Source organism: Macrococcus sp. S115 (genome assembly GCF_030067655.1).
Classification (GTDB): domain Bacteria; phylum Bacillota; class Bacilli; order Staphylococcales; family Staphylococcaceae; genus Macrococcoides; species Macrococcoides psychrotolerans.
The window spans coordinates 127,106-145,670 of sequence record NZ_JASJES010000002.1 but is presented as its reverse complement, the minus strand read 5'-3'; the positions used below and the strand labels follow the sequence as shown (position 1 = coordinate 145,670).

15 protein-coding genes and 1 other RNA gene are annotated in these 18,565 nt (G+C 37.9%); 14 read left to right on the top strand and 2 right to left on the bottom strand.

All coding sequences use genetic code 11. The features are described from left to right. The first annotated feature begins 133 nt into the window (after window positions 1–133). From QNJ52_RS03890 to QNJ52_RS03830, 13 genes are all read left to right on the top strand, one after another. Window positions 134–1,249: a mandelate racemase/muconate lactonizing enzyme family protein gene (locus tag QNJ52_RS03890; RefSeq protein WP_219492314.1), complete on the top strand. Its 1,116-nt coding sequence runs from the start codon at window positions 134–136 to the stop codon at window positions 1,247–1,249. Beyond that, entirely contained in the window at window positions 1,242–2,357 is a 1,116-nt protein-coding gene (locus tag QNJ52_RS03885) for an amidohydrolase (RefSeq protein ID WP_219492311.1), read from the top strand. The genes QNJ52_RS03890 and QNJ52_RS03885 overlap by 8 nt, the downstream gene beginning before the upstream one ends. 21 nt (window positions 2,358–2,378) lie before the next feature. Continuing rightward, window positions 2,379–4,646: a single-stranded-DNA-specific exonuclease RecJ gene (gene recJ / locus QNJ52_RS03880; RefSeq protein ID WP_419956638.1), complete on the top strand. Its 2,268-nt coding sequence runs from the start codon at window positions 2,379–2,381 to the stop codon at window positions 4,644–4,646. A gap of 10 nt (window positions 4,647–4,656) precedes the next feature. Next, entirely contained in the window at window positions 4,657–5,178 is a 522-nt protein-coding gene (locus QNJ52_RS03875) for an adenine phosphoribosyltransferase (RefSeq protein WP_219492305.1), read from the top strand. A gap of 104 nt (window positions 5,179–5,282) precedes the next feature. After that, window positions 5,283–7,475 (top strand): RelA/SpoT family protein, encoded by a 2,193-nt coding sequence (locus tag QNJ52_RS03870; RefSeq protein ID WP_219492301.1) that lies wholly within the window; start codon window positions 5,283–5,285, stop codon window positions 7,473–7,475. 8 nt (window positions 7,476–7,483) lie between these two features. Then, complete coding sequence (gene dtd, locus QNJ52_RS03865; RefSeq protein WP_219492299.1) at window positions 7,484–7,936, top strand: D-aminoacyl-tRNA deacylase; 453 nt, start codon at window positions 7,484–7,486, stop codon at window positions 7,934–7,936. Continuing rightward, the gene (locus QNJ52_RS03860) at window positions 7,933–8,778 is read left to right on the top strand and encodes an N-acetylmuramoyl-L-alanine amidase family protein (RefSeq protein WP_219492297.1); all 846 of its coding nucleotides are present in this window, start codon (window positions 7,933–7,935) and stop codon (window positions 8,776–8,778) included. Before dtd ends, QNJ52_RS03860 begins: the two co-directional genes overlap by 4 nt. A 299-nt stretch (window positions 8,779–9,077) precedes the next feature. Then, window positions 9,078–10,337 (top strand): histidine--tRNA ligase, encoded by a 1,260-nt coding sequence (gene hisS / locus QNJ52_RS03855; RefSeq protein WP_283721916.1) that lies wholly within the window; start codon window positions 9,078–9,080, stop codon window positions 10,335–10,337. Window positions 10,338–10,340: 3 nt separating this feature from the next. Beyond that, a complete protein-coding gene (aspS, locus tag QNJ52_RS03850) occupies window positions 10,341–12,119 on the top strand; it encodes an aspartate--tRNA ligase (protein ID WP_283721915.1) in 1,779 nt (592 codons plus the stop codon). A gap of 53 nt (window positions 12,120–12,172) precedes the next feature. Beyond that, a non-coding RNA gene (gene ssrS / locus QNJ52_RS03845) (6S RNA) lies at window positions 12,173–12,361 on the top strand. A 99-nt stretch (window positions 12,362–12,460) separates the two neighbouring features. Beyond that, window positions 12,461–13,237, top strand: coding sequence for a tRNA threonylcarbamoyladenosine dehydratase (locus QNJ52_RS03840; RefSeq protein ID WP_283721914.1), 777 nt, complete (start codon window positions 12,461–12,463; stop codon window positions 13,235–13,237). 93 nt (window positions 13,238–13,330) lie between these two features. After that, window positions 13,331–14,260, top strand: coding sequence for an ABC transporter ATP-binding protein (locus tag QNJ52_RS03835; protein ID WP_219492288.1), 930 nt, complete (start codon window positions 13,331–13,333; stop codon window positions 14,258–14,260). After that, window positions 14,253–15,251, top strand: a complete 999-nt coding sequence (locus tag QNJ52_RS03830; RefSeq protein WP_219492287.1) for an ABC transporter permease — start codon at window positions 14,253–14,255, stop codon at window positions 15,249–15,251. The genes QNJ52_RS03835 and QNJ52_RS03830 overlap by 8 nt, the downstream gene beginning before the upstream one ends. Window positions 15,252–15,270: 19 nt before the next feature. On the opposite strand, the gene QNJ52_RS03825 is transcribed toward QNJ52_RS03830, so the two are convergent. Further along, window positions 15,271–16,509 (bottom strand): replication-associated recombination protein A, encoded by a 1,239-nt coding sequence (locus QNJ52_RS03825; protein ID WP_219494837.1) that lies wholly within the window; start codon window positions 16,507–16,509, stop codon window positions 15,271–15,273. A 107-nt stretch (window positions 16,510–16,616) separates the two neighbouring features. On the opposite strand from QNJ52_RS03825, the gene cymR reads away from it, so the two are divergent. Beyond that, window positions 16,617–17,039: a cysteine metabolism transcriptional regulator CymR gene (cymR, locus tag QNJ52_RS03820; protein ID WP_012657169.1), complete on the top strand. Its 423-nt coding sequence runs from the start codon at window positions 16,617–16,619 to the stop codon at window positions 17,037–17,039. Window positions 17,040–17,440: 401 nt separating this feature from the next. Here the strand turns inward: cymR and QNJ52_RS03815 are convergent, their stop codons facing one another. After that, window positions 17,441–18,436 carry an LLM class flavin-dependent oxidoreductase gene (locus QNJ52_RS03815; RefSeq protein ID WP_219492284.1) on the bottom strand — a complete coding sequence of 332 codons (996 nt, stop codon included), beginning with the start codon at window positions 18,434–18,436 and terminating at the stop codon, window positions 17,441–17,443. Window positions 18,437–18,565 lie beyond the last annotated feature (129 nt).

Sequence of the window (18,565 nt, the reverse complement as noted above, 5' to 3'; positions counted from 1 at the left end):
GCAAACTAAGCCCGGGGAACTGTATACAACTACAGTTCCCCGGGCTTTGTTAAATAAATAAATGCGTATATCCTGTTTTCTATTTTTGTGTAAAAAATGATATGATAAATAGTAAAGTCAAAGGGGGATGAACTTGAAAATAACTAAGATAACAGGCTATCAAATTGAATTGCCGTTAAAAGAACCATTCGTTATTAATTATGCTACGTATCCTTATATGCCGGCATTTATTTTAGCAATAGAAACAGACGAAGGCATTACAGGATATGGTGAAGCTGTACCTGATGAACATGTAAATGGGGAACATGTGAATGCAGCTTTTGAAATTATGCAGCATGTCATTGCACCAGCATTGATTAACAGAAATCCGCTGAACATTAATGCGATACTGAATAGATTAGATGACTTAATCATTCATAACCCTTCAATAAAAGCAGCTGTAGATATTGCATTACATGATATTCTTGGGAAGAAGGCTGGACTCCCATTATATGAATTACTAGGTGGTAAAACGAAAGACAGACTATCATATGCAAAAGTGTTAAGCGTTAAACCATTTGAGCAACTAAAGGATGATATCGATGTTTTAATAGAACAGGGATACAATGTTATTAAAGTCAAGCTTGGTGGAGATGTGGTATCGGACTGCAGAAAGTTAGAACAGATTCTGGATTATGTAGACGAATCGATTGAAGTTCGTGTCGATTGTAATCAAGCGTGGTCTTCGCCGAAACGTGTTGCACAAATGGTCAATCAATTAGATTATCCGAATTTAATGTGGATAGAACAACCGTTAAGTTATAAGGAAATTGAAGGGCTAAATTACTTATATGACCATATGAAAGTACCGTTGATGGTTGATGAGAGTATATTAAATGTTAAGCAGCTTGTACAACTTAATATTAATACAGATTTAATCAACGTTAAATTAATGAAGTGTGGGGGTATAAAAGCAGCAGTTCATATTATTAATTACGCTGAGGCACATGATATTCCATGCCAAATAGGTTCTATGGTCGAATCTTCTATCGGCAGTGCTGCGGGGTATCATGTTGCAATGAGCCATCATAATGTACAGTCTACTGAACTGACAGGACCCCTGTTATTCAGTAAGGAAATCGGAAATTTAAAATATGAAATTCCATATGTCTACTTAAGTGAGGCACCAGGACTTGGAATAGAAATAGATCAGCAAAGTTTAAATGCAATAACGACACGACAATTCGAAATGAGTGAAATAAATGAATAGCACCACCTTTAAAAATGAAATGCAAGAAATTAATACAGAATTGAACAGTATTGCAGAAGTAAGCTGGAAGGAACAGAAGACGACAGAGTATTTAACCACGTATTTAAAGGACTATACCATTGAACGCTTCAACAAAACCGGTTTTTTGCTGCAAATTGATGGTAAGATTAAAGATGCAATTGCATTTCGTACGGATATCGATGCGCTTCCATACCGTTTAAATAATGAATTGAAAGTGCTGCATGCATGTGGACATGATGTTCATATGACGATATTAACAGGCTTCATCTTAAAGCTAAAAGAGATGAACTATAAACCGAAACATACGTTAAAGTTTATTTTTCAGCCTGCTGAAGAACTAGGAGAAGGCGCGAAGTATGTTGTGGAACATGAACAAGGAGCTCTCGAACATGTACACTATTTATTTGGTATGCATGTACGTCCTTTAAATGAACTTAAAAAAGGTCAGTTTTCTGCAAGTATACAGCATGGTGCAAGTGGTACAATCTATATGGATGTAATTACTAAAGCAGGGCATGCGGGACGACCGTGGGAATCAATTAACAGTATTGATATCGTAATGGAGATATATGAACATATAAAGCGTATCAACATGGGAAGTAACCGTAATTATTCTGTTAAGATGACAAAGATTAATACGATGAACGGACAAGATAATTCCATTCCTGGGCACGTAAGCGTAACTTTTGATATTAGAGCCAATTATAATGATACGATGGATGAACTGATCGCAGTTTTTAATAAGATACTTGATGATAGTAAAGTTCAATATGCTGAACAAGATGTATTGATCAATACTAGGATTGACGGTTATACAGTAGCTGCACAAATAGATCCAGATGCGAAGGAACTTCTGAAAAAAGCGATAAAAAGCAAAAGATTTGAATATGTTGATACCATCTATACTCCAGGTGCAGAAGATTTCCATAACTATACGTATGCACTGCCGGATATCAAGTCGACAATGCTAGGGATTGGGTGTAATATGGAACATGGATTGCATCATCCTGATATGAATCTGGATAAATCAGTCATCTTTGATGCGATAGAAATATTTTATCAACTTTTATTAGATATCGATAAATAATAGGCAAACTTATATAGGGGGATTGTTGTGGATAAAACTGTATGGACAGTCAAACAACCTGTAGATACAATTCCTGCAGCGTTAATTAAAAAATATCACATCACTGAAATTAATAAGAAAATATTAGAATCTCGTCATATTGTGACGGACGCAGCATTACATGATATTTTTGCAGCAGATGACATTCATGATCCATTTGCTATGCATGACATGAGTAAGGCGGTTAAGCGTATTCAAACCGCAATAGATAATAACGAAATGATACTCGTTTATGGAGACTATGATGCAGATGGTGTGACGAGCGTCACTGTTCTCGTTGATAGCTTGAAGTCTATCGGTGCAAACGTAGGCTGGTACATTCCGAATCGTTTTACAGAAGGCTACGGACCAAATGAGCAGGCTTTTCGTGAAGCGAGTGATGCGGGTGTATCTTTAATCATTACGGTTGATAACGGGATACAAGGTCATCATGAAGTAAATATTGTGAACGAACTAGGGATAGATGTAATTATTACAGATCATCATGAGATTGGTCAGACGCTTCCAGATGCTTATGCAATTCTGCATCCGATGCATCCAGACGGCAGCTATCCCTTTCATCATCTTGCAGGGGTTGGGGTGAGCTATAAGCTTGCATGTGCATTAAACGGACAGATGAATGAGCACTTACTTGGATTTGTTGCGATTGGTACAATCAGTGATCTTGTATCATTGACGGGTGAGAATCGAGCGCTCGTAAAGCGTGGACTTAAAGCCTTAAATGTGCATACACCGATGGGCTTGAAGGCATTACTTAAGCAAGCGGCTTTTAATGGTGAAATCACAGAAGAAACAGTCGGATTTATTATAGGTCCGAGACTGAATGCAGTCGGTAGATTAGATGATGCACGATTAGCATGCGAATTACTGCAGATAGATAATGAAGATGAAGCAGAATGGATGAGCGAACAAGTCGATCAGTTCAATATTGAACGTAAGGAGATTGTAAGCTCAATTACTGAACAAGCATTGATAGATGTTGAAGAAAAAATTGCGAAGGGCAATCGTTTTATCGTTGTTGCAAAGGAAGGCTGGAACGAAGGTGTACTTGGTATTGTCGCAAGTAGAATTACGGAGCAGTATCATTTACCCGCAATCGTATTGAACATTGATTATGATAATGGCTACGCGAAAGGCTCTGCAAGAAGTATTGCGCAAGTATCGATGTATGACAGTCTTGATGCATCGAGAAATCTTATTACTAAATTTGGTGGACATCATATGGCAGCAGGGATGACATTGCCCATTGAAAATATTGAACAGCTCGAAAAAGCTTTGAATGACTATTTAGATACACGTATTCATGGTGAAATCATTCAGGAAATAGAAATTGATGCTGCTATTGAAATGTCAGATATTACAGTGAAGAATATTAATGATATGGATAAACTCCGACCGTTCGGAACAGACTTCAGTGCGCCGTTACTCTCATTAATGAATGCTGAACTAACAGATGTGAAGCAGATTGGGCAGAACCAGGCACATCTAAAGATGACTGTTCAAAACACCCTGAATGCACTTATGTGGAATGAAGGGGCAAGAATGTCAGAACTTCCAGTAGGCAGTCAAGTGAAATTGGCAGGTACGCTGCAGCTGAACGAATGGAATGGTAACGTTCAGCCTCAGATGATTGTGCGTCATATAAAGCAGGACGCTATGCAGATGATTGATTTTAGAAATGTACACCCAAATTCATACAAGTTTTTAAAGGACGAGCGTGCTGCATTGATTATTCATCCACGTAAAAATAAATTAAATGAACATTATTTTCACTATGGCGAAACGATATCGGGTTATGACAAAGTTATCTTCCGTGATCTTCCGGATAGTGAAGAAAAGTTTTTAGATACGTATAACAGTGTGGATGCGACATTAATCTATTTTATATTTCACACACCAAGACAATTATATTTTGAAGGTATGCCGACAGCAGAAAAATTTAAGCTGCTATATAAATGTATCATGATAAAGCCAGAGATTGATCTGGAAAAAGAAGGCGGTTATTTACTACAGACAATAAATGTGTCACCGGATACTTTGTTGTTTATGCTGGATGTGTATCATGAACTTGGCCTTATTATTAAAGAAGGTCAACTTATAAAAAAGCAGGAAGTTGATAAAAAGGTCGATTTATCGAGCTCAAGTACTTATCAAGCACGATTAAATCAGTTAAAATTAGAAAGTAAGCTATTGTTTTCATCATTCGATGAATTAAAACAATTTATCTTATCGAATAACTCATTGTCCTAGGAGGCATATTATGGATCTAAAGCAATATATTACTCAGGTTAAAGACTGGCCAAAACCAGGCGTAAATTTCAAAGATATTACAACAATCATGGATAACGGTACGGCATATAAATATGCAACGGATCAGATTGTGGAATATGCAAAAGAAAAACAAGTTGATATCGTTGTAGGTCCTGAAGCGCGTGGATTTATTATTGGGTGTCCGGTTGCCTATGCGATGAATATTGGCTTTGCACCTGTCCGCAAAAAAGGAAAACTTCCCCGTGAAGTCATTAGCTATGAATATGAACTTGAATATGGCACGAATGTACTTACAATGCATAAAGATGCAATAAAACCGGGTCAGCGTGTACTAATAACAGATGATCTACTTGCTACAGGTGGAACAATTGAAGCGACAATTAAGCTAGTTGAATCTCTTGGTGGTATCGTTGCAGGGATTGCATTTATCATCGATCTTAAATACTTGAACGGTATGGACAAGTTAAAAGGATATGATGTGATTTCGCTCGTTGCGTATGAAGAAGAATAATTATGTTTAAAAAGGATAAGTATGTACTTATTCTTTTTTTATATTATTTATTTTATATATAGATTGTAGTATTATTAATACATTATAGCTTAGGAGGTGATAGGATGAATAACGAATATCCATACACTAAAGATGATGTGCTTGAGATGACAAGAAGCTATTTGTCAGAGAAAGATTATCAGTTTGTAGTAAAAAGTTATGAGCTGGCAGAAAAGGCACATGAAGGTCAATTTCGTAAAAATGGACTTCCTTATATCATGCATCCTATCCAGGTCGCAGGTATACTTGCCGAAATGAAATTAGACGGACCTACAATCGTTGCAGGGTTCCTGCACGATGTCGTTGAGGATACGCCTTATACATATGAAGATCTGAAGCAGATGTTCAATGAAGAGGTTGCCTATATCGTTGATGGGGTGACGAAGCTCGAAAAAGTAAAGTACCGTTCTAAAGCTGAGGAGCAGGCAGAAAATCATCGTAAACTATTTATTGCAATTGCAAAAGATGTCCGTGTTATTCTCGTGAAACTCGCAGATAGACTACATAATATGCGTACATTAAAAGCGATGCCCCACGAAAAGCAGGTGCGTATCGCAAAAGAAACGCTAGAAATCTATGCCCCTCTGGCCCACCGTCTTGGTATCAATACGATAAAATGGGAGCTTGAAGATATTTCACTGAGATATATTGATAGTATCCAGTATTTTAGAATTGTTCATCTTATGAAAAAGAAACGTAGTGAACGTGAATCTTATATAGAGAATGCCATCGACAATATTCAAAAAGAGATGCAGATTACAGGTATTGATGGTGAAATCACAGGGAGACCGAAACATATATACAGCATTTATAGAAAGATGGTTAAACAGAAGAAGCAGTTTGATCAGATATTTGATTTATTAGCAATCCGCATTATTGTTGATAGTATTAAAGATTGTTATGCGGTTCTTGGACTTGTACATACATTATGGAAACCGATGCCTGGTCGTTTTAAGGACTATATCGCGATGCCGAAACCCAATATGTATCAATCACTTCATACAACAGTCGTAGGACCGAATGGCGATCCGCTTGAAATCCAGATTCGAACACATGAAATGCATGAAATTGCTGAGCATGGGGTTGCTGCGCACTGGGCATATAAAGAAGGAAAGTCATTAGTTAACCCAGATGAAGCGAAAAGTTTAAGCAAGATGAGCTGGATGCAGGAAATTGAAGAAACAGATTCTACTTCACCAGATGCGGAAGCTTTTATGGAATCATTAAAGTACGAGCTTCAAAGTGATAAAGTATATGTGTTTACCCCAGAATCAGATGTTGTTGAGCTTCCGATTGGTGCAGTGCCGATCGACTTTGCATATGCTGTACACAGTGAAGTCGGCAACAAGATGATTGGCGCAAAGGTAAATGGTAAGATTGTACCGATTGATTATGAATTATCGACGGGAGATATTATAGAGATTAGAACATCAAAACATTCTTATGGCCCAAGTCGTGACTGGCTGAAAATTGTTAAAAGTGCAAGTGCAAAAAGTAAGATAAAGAGTTTCTTTAAGAAACAAGACCGTTCTAGCAATGTTGAAAAAGGTCGATTTATGATAGAAGCTGAAATTAAAGAAAATGGTTATCAAGTTGAAGAGATTATGACGGCAGAAAATATTCAGGCCGTCGTGGAAAAGTATAATTTTCAAAGTGTTGAGGATGTATATGCGGCAATTGGTTTTGGTGGGTTAACTGCATCGGCTGTTTTTAATAAGCTTTCAGAGAAACAAAGAATTAAAGAGAAGGAACTGAAGCTCAATCAAGTTCAGGAAGTAAATAAACAGTTAAGCGTGAAGGGTAATATCCAGACAGAGTCAGGTGTATATGTCGAAGGTATGGATAACATGCTGATAAAGCTTTCAAAATGCTGTAACCCAATTCCTGGGGATGAGATTATCGGCTACATTACTAAAGGTCATGGCGTAAAAGTTCATCGCACGGAATGCCCTAATGTTGTAAATGAAACGGAGCGTTTAATCGACGTAGAGTGGGTTGTTTCCTCTTCTGAGAATAAGACGTATCAAGTTGACCTCGAGATAACAGCTTACGACCGTCTCGGACTTATTAATGAAGTGCTGCAGGCTATAAATGCGACGAAAGTATCACTCGTTCAAGTTTCTGGTAAATCTGATGTTGATAAGAATGCGAAAATCAATATCAGTATCATGGTTAGAAATGTATCAGAATTAATGAAAGTCGTAGATAAGATTAAGCAGCTTGGTGATATCTATACAGTAACAAGAACATTAAACTGAGGTGTTGTATGAGAGTTTTAGTACAAAGAGTGAAAGAAGCTTCCGTGAAGAGTGGTGATTATTACGGATCGGTTCAAAAAGGGTTGCTGCTACTTGTCGGTATTCATGAAGAGAGCACTGAACGTGATGCAGATGTACTGGCAGATAAAATTGTGAAATCTAGAATCTTCGAAGATGCTGGCGGTAAGATGAACTTATCTGTTCAGGATATCGACGGAGAAATTTTGTCGATTTCTCAGTTTACACTGTATGCAGATGTAAAAAAAGGAAATCGTCCAAGCTTTACTAAAGCTATGCAGCCACGAAAAGCAGAGCAGTTATACCATTATTTTAATATGCAGCTTAAAAATAAAGGGATGACGGTTGTGCAGGGATGTTTTGGTGAAATGATGGATATTGCACTGATAAATGAAGGACCCGTTACCATCATGTATGAGAGTAAAGATGGTAAGTTAGTATGACGAAGATAAAACTGACGACAAAAGCATTGAAACTATTACTGGCACTTTCTTTGTTGGTATTAATTGTGCTTATTATGTTTGCTTTCATTGCAAAGCAGGAAAACCCAAAACGTTTGTCATTAGTTGAAGACAATTCACTGAGAACTGGTCCGAGTGCGATGTATCCTGAAATCTTCAAAGTTGAAAAAGGTGAGTCCTTCAAAATATTGAAGCAGGATAAAAAATGGTTCTTCGTTCAAAATGATGAGAAAAAAGGATGGATTGCAGGTTGGCACACGAATTTAAATATTAAACGTGACCACGTTCATCAGGAACACCCTTTAAAAAATAAGACCATCATCATAGATGCAGGACATGGTGGTGCAGACCAAGGTGCATCAAGTAGAAATGGTACAAAGGAAAAGGAAATCACCTTAAAGACCGGTCTCATGCTGAGGGATAAGTTACAGGATGAAGGTGCGAATGTAATTATGACGCGCGCAACTGATGAATACGTTAAGCTGAATGACCGTAAAGGAAAGGCTGATGCATTTTTAAGTATTCATGCAGATGCTTTGGAAGGTTCAGCACCACATGGTCTGACGGTCTATTATTATAGAGACTCACAAAAAATGCTCGCTGATACATTGCATATGGCGATTAAGAAAAAAGCGTTATTATCTGATCGTGGTGTAAGGCAGGAGAACTTTCAGGTCATACGTCAGACGAAGCAGCCGGCAGTATTGCTAGAACTTGGATATATAAGTAATCCTACTGATGAACATATGATGAACGACCAAATATACCGTCAGATTACGACGACGAGTATAGTAGACGGTCTTAGAAATTACTTTTCTTATTAACTTGACTTTAAACAGTTAAATTAGTAATATAAACCTAATATTAATTCCATATCAACCGTTATGAGCTTATATATTGTTATTGATTATTTAAAGAGACATCTACAGCTGCTGAAAGTAGATGATTAATGATGACAATGTGAACAATAAGCAAGGTTGCTTTATGAAAGTAAAGCCGTAATGCATGCGTTAAATGTACTAAAGAGGATATTCTTTACTGAATATCAATTTGGGTGGCACCACGAATATTTCGTCCCTTATGCATATGCATAAGGGGCTTTTTTATATTAAGGAGGATAATGATGATTAATATACCAAGAGGAACACAAGATATACTACCTGCTGAAACTGCCAAGTGGCGCTATGTCGAATCAAAGTTGCATAATATTGCAGCAAGTTATAACTATAAGGAAATCCGTACACCAATGTTTGAGTCGACGGATCTCTTCGCGCGTGGTGTTGGAGGTTCTACAGATATCGTTCAAAAAGAAATGTATACGTTCAAAGATAAAGGAGATCGTAGTTTAACATTACGTCCAGAAGGGACAGCAGCTGTTGTAAGAAGTTATATTGAGAATAAGATGAATGGAGATGCTAATCAACCGGTTAAACTTTATTATAATGGGCCAATGTTCCGCTACGAACGTAAACAAAAAGGACGTTATCGTCAATTTGTACAGTTCGGTGTTGAAGCAATCGGTAGTGAAAATCCAGCAATTGATGCAGAAGTTATTCATATGGTGTATAACATATACAAATCATTTGGGTTGAAGCATATTAAGATTGTACTGAACTCAATTGGTGATATGGATAGTAGAGAAGAGTATAAACAGGCGCTCATTGAGCATTTTGAACCACATATCGATAATTTCTGTAATGACTGTAAAAACAGATTACATACGAATCCGATGCGTATCCTGGATTGTAAGGTTGACCATGAGCAGCCTGCAGTTAAAACAGCACCGAAGATTACTGAGTACTTAAACGATTATTCAAGAAATTATTATGAAGAAGTGAAACAATACTTAGACTTGCTAAACATTCCATATATCGAGGATGCAAATTTAGTGCGTGGCCTAGATTACTATACGCATACTGCATTTGAAGTGATGAGTGAAGCGGAAGGTTTCGGAGCGATTACAACACTTTGTGGTGGTGGTCGTTATAACGGATTATTAGAGATGCTGGATGGACCTAAAGAAACAGGAATCGGATTCGCATTAAGTATTGAACGATTATTGCTTGCGATTGAAGCAGAAGGCATTGAACTTGATGTTGAAGAATCAGTAGATATATTTGTTGTAACGATGCCTGAAACTGTGAAAGAAGCAGTTAAGATTGTTGCAGAACTGCGTAATGCAGGTATAAGTGCTGATATGGACTATCTCGGACGTAAGATGAAAGGTCAGATGAAGCAGGCCGACCGTATTCACGCAACATACACTGTTGTACTCGGAAGCGACGAAATTGAGACGAATGAAATACAAATTAAAGCGATGCAGACCGGTGAAAGTGAAACAATTAAATTACAGGATATTGCATCATATATTAAAGGAGAATAATGAATGGATAACAGAACAACTTATTGTGGCTTAGTCACAGAATCATATATAGGACAAGAAATTATTTTAAAGGGATGGGTACAAAAACGTCGTGACTTAGGCGGACTAATCTTTATTGATCTACGCGACCGTGAAGGTGTCGTACAGATTGTATTTAACCCGGACTTCTCAAAAGAAGCATTGGCAGTTGCTGAAACTATCCGTTCTGAATATGTTATTGAAGTTCATGGTAAGGTAGCGATGCGTGATGAAGCTGTTATCAACCCAAAGATTAAAACAGGTAAAGTAGAAGTTCAGGTTAGTGATGTAACGATTATTAATAAATCTGAAACACCACCATTCCAGATTGAAGCAGAGACTGATAGCTCAGAAGACGTGCGTTTAAAATATCGTTACCTAGATTTACGCCGTGAACCTTTAGCGAACACATTTAAAATGCGTCATCAAATTACACGTGCTGTACGTAACTACTTAGATGAAGGTGGATTTTACGAAGTTGAAACACCTGTACTTACAAAGTCTACTCCTGAAGGTGCACGTGATTATCTTGTTCCGTCACGTGTACAAGAAGGAGAATTCTATGCATTACCACAGTCTCCGCAAATCTTTAAGCAGTTATTGATGATTGGTGGATTTGATAAATATTATCAGATCGTTAAGTGTTTCCGTGATGAAGATCTACGTGCAGACCGTCAGCCGGAGTTTACTCAGATTGATATCGAAATGAGCTTTGTTGATCAGGAAGATGTTATGACAATGAATGAAGGAATGCTTAAACGTATTATGAAAGATGTTAAAGGGATCGATATTGTGACACCTTTCCCGCGTATGACGTATGAAGAAGCGATGCGTGATTACGGAATTGATAAACCTGACACACGTTTTGATATGAAACTTGTGACTTTAAATGAACTTGCTTCAAAGATGGAATTTAAAGTATTCAAAGGTGCGGTAGAAAGTGGTGGTGCCGTTAAAGCAATCGTTGTAAAAGGCGCGAGTGATAAATATTCACGTAAAGATATTGATGCGTTACAGGAATATGCAAAGATATATGGTGCGAAAGGGTTAGCATGGGTTAAAGTGACTGAAGATGGATTAAACGGACCGATCGCGAAATTCTTTGAAGAAAGTCATGCATCAGAATTATTAGATGTGACAAATGCAGAGACGGGTGACTTAATATTATTTGTTGCTGATAAGTGGAGTGTTGTCAACGCAAGCCTCGCAAACTTACGTAATAAGCTTGGTAAGGAACTTGGCTTAATTGACGATAATAAATTTAACTTCTTGTGGGTGACAGACTGGCCGTTATTTGAATATGACGAGGAGCTAGATCGCTACTTCGCAGCACACCATCCATTCACAGCACCGAAAAAAGAGCATAGAGAATTATTGAAAACGGACAAAGAAAAAGTACAGGCGAATGCATATGACGTCGTATTAAATGGTTATGAGCTCGGTGGTGGATCAATCCGTATACATGATCAGGAGATGCAGCAGGAGATGTTCGAGGCATTAGGATTCAGTGAAGAAGAAGCACAGGAACAGTTTGGATTCTTAATGGATGCATTTAAGTACGGTGCGCCACCACATGGCGGTATCGCTCTAGGATTAGACCGTATGGTAATGTTATTATCAGGCCGTACAAACTTACGTGACGTAATCGCATTCCCGAAAACTGCAAGTGCAACTTGTTTATTGACAGATGCACCAAGTAAAGTGGACGACAAGCAATTAGAAGAACTTCATATCCAGTTAAATATTGAAAATTCAGAAAAATAGAAAGTTTTTTATTTGCATTATATGAAATATATGATATTATAAAGACATAAGATAGGTGTCTGAAGAGTACGACATTAGTTTTTATATTTTGACCTAACACTTTATGATCAGGGAGCCTAATAGGTTTTCTTACGATGCACACGCCTCTAATGGAGGACTTGCTGAATAAGAAACAGGGCACCCACCTGAATTTATCAGGCCAAAATGATCAACTATACAATGACGGCTCAGTTGGATACTATCGTATTGGCGAAGGACTTATGTCCTTCGTCTTTTTTGTGTTCACAAATTCGAGTTATATGGTAGGATATACATATAATGAAAGAAGAATGGAGAACATTATGAAACATCAATTTTCAAGAAATGAGCTTGCATATGGAAAAGAAGGATTAGATGCATTAAATAAAAAGACGGTAATGATCTTAGGTGTTGGAGGGGTAGGTTCTTTCGCTGCTGAAGCGCTTGCTCGTACCAATATCGGGCACATTATACTGATCGATAAAGACGATGTAGATATAACGAATGTAAACCGTCAAATTCATGCACTGACGACAACTGTGGGACAATCTAAAGTAACATTAATGGAAGAGCGTATAAAATTAATCAATCCTGAATGTAAGGTGACTTCTCTGCATATGTTCTATACAGACGAAACGTATGAAGAGATATTCGAATATGACATTGATTATGTTGTAGACGCATCAGATACAATCATGTATAAAATTCATTTAATGAAAGAATGTCTAAAGCGTGGTATAAAGATTATTTCGAGCATGGGGGCTGCAAACAAAACGGATCCGACACGTTTCCAGATTGCAGATATCTCGAAGACACATACAGATCCTATGGCGAAAGTAATTCGTACAAAGCTGCGTAAAGAGAAGATTTATAAAGGCATCCCTGTTGTTTTCTCTGATGAAAGCCCGATTGTAATACGTGACGATGTGAAATCGTATGTCGGCAACCCTGATGCTCCGATTCGTAAAGCGCAGATGCCCCCGTCTTCTAATGCTTTTGTACCAAGTGTTGTCGGATTAATTTGTGCGAGCTATGTGGTAAATGATATTTTGAAGGATTTCCCTGTGACACGTGTGAAAGATAAACAAAACAGCAATTGAGGTTGCTGTTTTTTAATGTCATTTTACTAGTAATTTTAGCATTAAATGGATAACTATAGTACAATTAAGTGGTAAAAATGATGGAGGTGCATCATGGAAAGTCAGCAATATAGTCTTGAAGTCACTAATCTTCACAAAAAGATTGGTAAGAAAGAAATTATTAAAGATCTGAACTTCACCGTAAATAAAGGAGAAGTATTTGGCTTCCTCGGTCCGAACGGTGCAGGTAAAACGACGACAATCCGTATGATTGTAGGTCTTACAACACCAACAGAAGGTGACATTAAAGTACTTGGAAAGTCTGTCGTGCACAATCGTTCAGAAATAATGAAAGATATCGGTGCAATTGTAGAAAATCCTGAGCTTTATCCATTTTTATCTGGATATGAAAACTTAAAGCAGTTTGCACGTATGCAAAAAGGAATAACGAAAGCTGATATCGATCGCGTTGTGAAGCTTGTAGGGCTCCAGCCACGTATAAAAGATAAAGTGAAGAAGTATTCACTAGGTATGCGTCAACGTTTAGGTCTGGCACAGGCGCTCTTACATAAACCGAAAATTTTAATTTTAGACGAACCGACAAACGGATTAGATCCGGCCGGAATTCGTGAAATTCGTGACTACATAAAGAAACTCGCTAAAGAAGAAAATATGTCAGTAATCGTATCAAGCCATTTAATGAGTGAGATGGAGCTGATGTGTGACCGTTTCGGTATTATTAAAAATGGTAAGATGGTACAAATTGAAGAAGTCAATAAAGTTGTAACATCAGACACTATTGTTAAACATACGTTAGACTTATATCCTTCTGAACGTGCGCAGGCATTTTTCCAGCGTATTGGTAAACAGTATCATCAAGAAGGTGATACGTTTACAATCGATACCGCAAGTAAAGATATACCGGAATTGATACGTAATATCGTAAAGGATGATATTGATATATATAGTGTTACGAAAGAAAAAGTATCACTTGAAGATCGCTTTATGAATATTACGAATGACGGAGGTGTGCACATTGGGTAAGCTGGTTTATAACGAATGGATTAAATATTTCAATCGACTTGGAACATGGATCATGCTCGGGTTAATCATTTTATTTATGTTGCTGCCTAGTTTACTAACGATGCAGTTTGGTTCAACGAAGTATGACCATAAAACGTATGGTGATAACTGGAAAACTGAAGTAAAAAAAGATATTAAGGATATGCAGACGGAACTTGCAAAAATTAATAAAAAGAAAGAAAAAGATAGAGAAGTAGTAGATTATAATAAACTTGCGACGTATGAAAGTCGTATTTCTGAGTTGTCATTCTACTTGAAAAAAGATGTTCAGCCACCTGCTGGTAATGATGTATATGGTGATATGCTCGGTATCAATGGTTTTATCCCATTAATCGCGATAATGATTACAGTTATGTGTAGCGGATTAATGTCGCGTGAATATCAGCAAGGGACGATTAAACTGTTATTAATACGCCCAGCATCACGACTTAAAATATTTGCATCTAAATTAATATTTGCATTTATTGCATCGTTTTTATTCCTGTTATTTGGTTATGTCGTGAAGCTTATCATTAGTCTTATAACATCTCAAATGAATCCAACAAGTAAGATTGCTGTACAGAGTGGTGAAGAGATGAAGTATAAAATGGTAGAATTCATGCCATTACTGATGAGACATTTTGCAAATGACTATATGTACGTTGTTATATTTGCAGTTATTGCATTTAGTTTATCCGTACTGTTCAGAAATACTTCATTAAGTATCGGTATCGCATTTACGTTAATGTTCTTCGGAGATATCGCTGTCATGTTCTTACAAAGTAAAACTGAACTTGTAAAGTTTTTATGGCCGGCGAACTGGGGACTGAATCAATATAATGTTGATAATATTGCACCACTACCTGTAGACGATATGACGTTTACTTACAGTTTAATTTACAACATTGTTGCACTACTCATTGTAATTATCGTAACTGCTGTTATATTTAAGAAACGAGATGTAGCAAACTAAATCAAAACGACAAAAGCGATTAACGCTTTTGTCGTTTTATATTGTCATAAATCTGTTTGAACTGCTGCTCTGACTTACTCGTTGCTTTTGGTTCGTAATAGTGCTTATGCTTTAATGTATCAGGTAAATACTGCTGCACGACATAGCCACTTTCAAAGCTGTGTGGATATTTATAATCAACACCATTTCCTAAGTCTTTGGCACCTTGATAATGTGCATCCTTCAAATGTTTTGGTATCGCACCGACTTTACCGCTCTTAACATCTTTTAGTGCGTGATCGATCGCACTGATACCAGAGTTTGATTTTGGACTTAAACATAATTCAATCACAGCTTGTGCGAGTGGGATACGTGCTTCCGGAAAGCCTAGACGTTCTGCAGATTCTATCGCAGCGAGGGTTCTTGCACCAGCACCTGGTGAGGCAAGTCCAACGTCTTCATAGCTGATAACGAGCAGACGTCTCGCAATTGTCGGTAAGTCTCCACCTTCAATCAGGCGTGCTAGATAATGGAGACTTGCATCAACATCACTACCACGAATGGATTTCTGAAATGCACTCATTATATCGTAATGCATATCCCCATCTGCATCGAAATTAAAACTCGGTTTCTGCAGACAATCTTTCGCATCCTGTAAAGTAATATGAACAGGGTCATCCTGTGCAGATAAAATTGAAAGTTCCAGTGCATTGAGTGCAGTTCTGATATCCCCGGCAGCACTTTGGACAAAGTGGGAAACTGCATCATCATCAATTTGAACATCTTTTTTACCATACCCATTCACATCATCATTTAAAGCACGCGTCAGCGCCTGCTTTACTTCTTTATCACCATGTGGGTACAGTTCGAAAATTTGTGTCCTGCTACGAATGGCAGGATTAATAGCATGATATGGATTGCTCGTCGTTGCACCAATCAGTATAATACTGCCCTTTTCTAGATGCGGCAGCAAGAAATCTTGTTTTCCTTTATCGAGTCGATGAATTTCATCCAGTAATAATATGACTTGACCGCTCATCTTTGCCTCTTCAGCGATGAGCTGCATATCTTTCTTAGTATTTGTTACAGCATTTAATTGTCTGAATTTAACATTTGTACTTCCAGCGATGGCTTGTGCGATACTTGTCTTGCCAATGCCGGGAGGTCCATATAATATCATTGAGGATAAACGTTTCGACTCAACCATACGTCTAATAATGCCACGGGGACCGACGAGATGTGCCTGTCCGATGATATCATCAATCGTATTCGGTCTCATTCTATATGCTAATGGTTCCAAAAAATCCTCCCCTTTTCATATAAAGTGTACCTTATTTTACATAAAAATGTGATAAAATTGATTTATTGAAAAGGAGCATCTATATAATGAAAATATCAACTAAAGGAAGATATGGTTTAACGTTAATGATATCGCTCGCGAAACGATATGATAAAGGTGAAACTGTATCCTTAAAAACGATTGCAGAAGAAAATCATTTAAGTGACTTATATTTAGAACAACTTGTTGGACCACTTAGAAATGCAGGACTCATTAAAAGTGTACGTGGTGCACGTGGTGGTTATAAGTTGATGAAACATCCGAAAGAAGTGACAACGAGTGAAATTATTCGTTTGTTAGAAGGACCGATTACACCAGTTGAGGGCATTGAAGATGAACCGCCAGCACAGAAACAGTTATGGATTGATATTCGTGATGCGGTGAAGAAAGTCCTTGATGAAACGACATTGTATGACTTAATGCATTATAAAGAAAGCAGTCCGATAGAAGGGTATATGTTCTATATATAATGTTTTGTAATGTTTGATTCTATGTTGTGATAGGGAGTAGATGGCGAATGTCGTGAAAGTTCGTCACCTACAAGCTTTAGGGCGACCACCTGGAAGGTCTAGGTGCCGAACATCGTGAAAGTTCGTCACCTACAAGCGTCAGGACGGCTACCTGGAAGGACTAGATGCCGAACATCGTGAAAGTTCGCCACCTACAAGCGTCAGGACGGCTACCTAGAAGGTCTAGGTGCCGAACATCGTGAAAGTTCGCCACCTACAAGCGTCAGGGCGACCAACTGGAAGGACTAGATGCCGAACATCGTGAAAGTTCGCCACCTACAAGTGTCAGGGCGACCACCCAAAACATCACCCCCACATATAACACTAAAAAACTCCCAGATCTATGATCCGGGAGTTTTAAATTATGATGTTAGTGCTTTAAACTTACGATAGCTTTCATGCTGTTTATCAATATCATATATATAACTTACAGCGATAAACTCATCTACATTAAATTCTTCTTGAAATGCTTCCAGCTGTGCTTTCACTGTCTCTTCAGAACCGATAAATCCAGTCGCTGTGCGTGACATGGCCATCAATTTCTCTTGCGGACTCCACAGTGCATCCATATTTTCTACAGGTGGCTGCATCGGAATGCGTGCATTTCGGATAATGCTTAAGAACATCTGGTGCATCGTTGTTGCCAGGTATTCTGCTTCTTCGTCTGTTTCTCCGATGATAACATTTGTTCCGACCATAACATATGGTTCTTTCAAATATTCAGAAGGTGTAAATAAATTTCTGTATATCTGAATGGCTTCTTTCATCTGTTCTGGTGCAAAGTGTGATGCGAAAGCATAAGGGAGACCTAATCGCGCTGCTAGATGTGCAGAATCTGTTGAAGATCCTAATATATAGATAGGAACGTTCGTATCTGCACCTGGATATGCTTTGACGTAGCCTTGTTTTTCTTCTGGTCCAAAGTATTGCAATAAGTCTTTCACTTCATCAGGAAATGTGTAGACACTGTCGTGTCTATCACGTCTTAATGCACTTGCAGTCATCATATCTGTTCCAGGTGCACGTCCTAATCCTAGACTTACACGGTTCGGATAGATTGTTGCGAGGGTTCCGAACTGTTCGGCAACAACAAGTGGTGCGTGGTTTGGAAGCATAATACCACCAGAACCAACTTCGATTGTCTGCGTATGTTGTAATACGTGACCGATTAATATGCTCGTTGCAGAACTTACTAAGTTCGGTGTATTGTGATGCTCTGCTATCCAATATCTTCTGTAATCGAGTTCTTCAGCGAGTTGCGCGAGTGCTGTCATTTGTTCTACTGCTTCTTTATTTGTTGAACCTTTTCTAACAGGTGCTAAATTTAATATTGAAACAGGTACTTTAATATTTGCCAATGTTATTCCTCCTAATACTCTCTCATGTATCGCTATTTTAACACTTCGTCAGAAACAATGAATAATAATTTGCTTTAAGTGATATATTTTATACAATGAAGCTGTTCTTATAGTTTTTTTATAGAAAGG

Bases quoted from the DNA above. Each gene is read 5' to 3' on its own strand.
- QNJ52_RS03870 (WP_219492301.1), top strand. From the start codon at position 5,283: ATGAATAACGAATATCCATACACTAAAGATGATGTGCTTGAGATGACA.
- QNJ52_RS03825 (WP_219494837.1), bottom strand. From the start codon at position 16,509: ATGAGACCGAATACGATTGATGATATCATCGGACAGGCACATCTCGTC.
- hisS (WP_283721916.1), top strand. From the start codon at position 9,078: ATGATTAATATACCAAGAGGAACACAAGATATACTACCTGCTGAAACT.
- QNJ52_RS03885 (WP_219492311.1), top strand. From the start codon at position 1,242: ATGAATAGCACCACCTTTAAAAATGAAATGCAAGAAATTAATACAGAA.
- cymR (WP_012657169.1), top strand. From the start codon at position 16,617: ATGAAAATATCAACTAAAGGAAGATATGGTTTAACGTTAATGATATCG.
- QNJ52_RS03840 (WP_283721914.1), top strand. From the start codon at position 12,461: ATGAAACATCAATTTTCAAGAAATGAGCTTGCATATGGAAAAGAAGGA.
- dtd (WP_219492299.1), top strand. From the start codon at position 7,484: ATGAGAGTTTTAGTACAAAGAGTGAAAGAAGCTTCCGTGAAGAGTGGT.
- aspS (WP_283721915.1), top strand. From the start codon at position 10,341: ATGGATAACAGAACAACTTATTGTGGCTTAGTCACAGAATCATATATA.
- QNJ52_RS03835 (WP_219492288.1), top strand. From the start codon at position 13,331: ATGGAAAGTCAGCAATATAGTCTTGAAGTCACTAATCTTCACAAAAAG.
- QNJ52_RS03860 (WP_219492297.1), top strand. From the start codon at position 7,933: ATGACGAAGATAAAACTGACGACAAAAGCATTGAAACTATTACTGGCA.
- QNJ52_RS03875 (WP_219492305.1), top strand. From the start codon at position 4,657: ATGGATCTAAAGCAATATATTACTCAGGTTAAAGACTGGCCAAAACCA.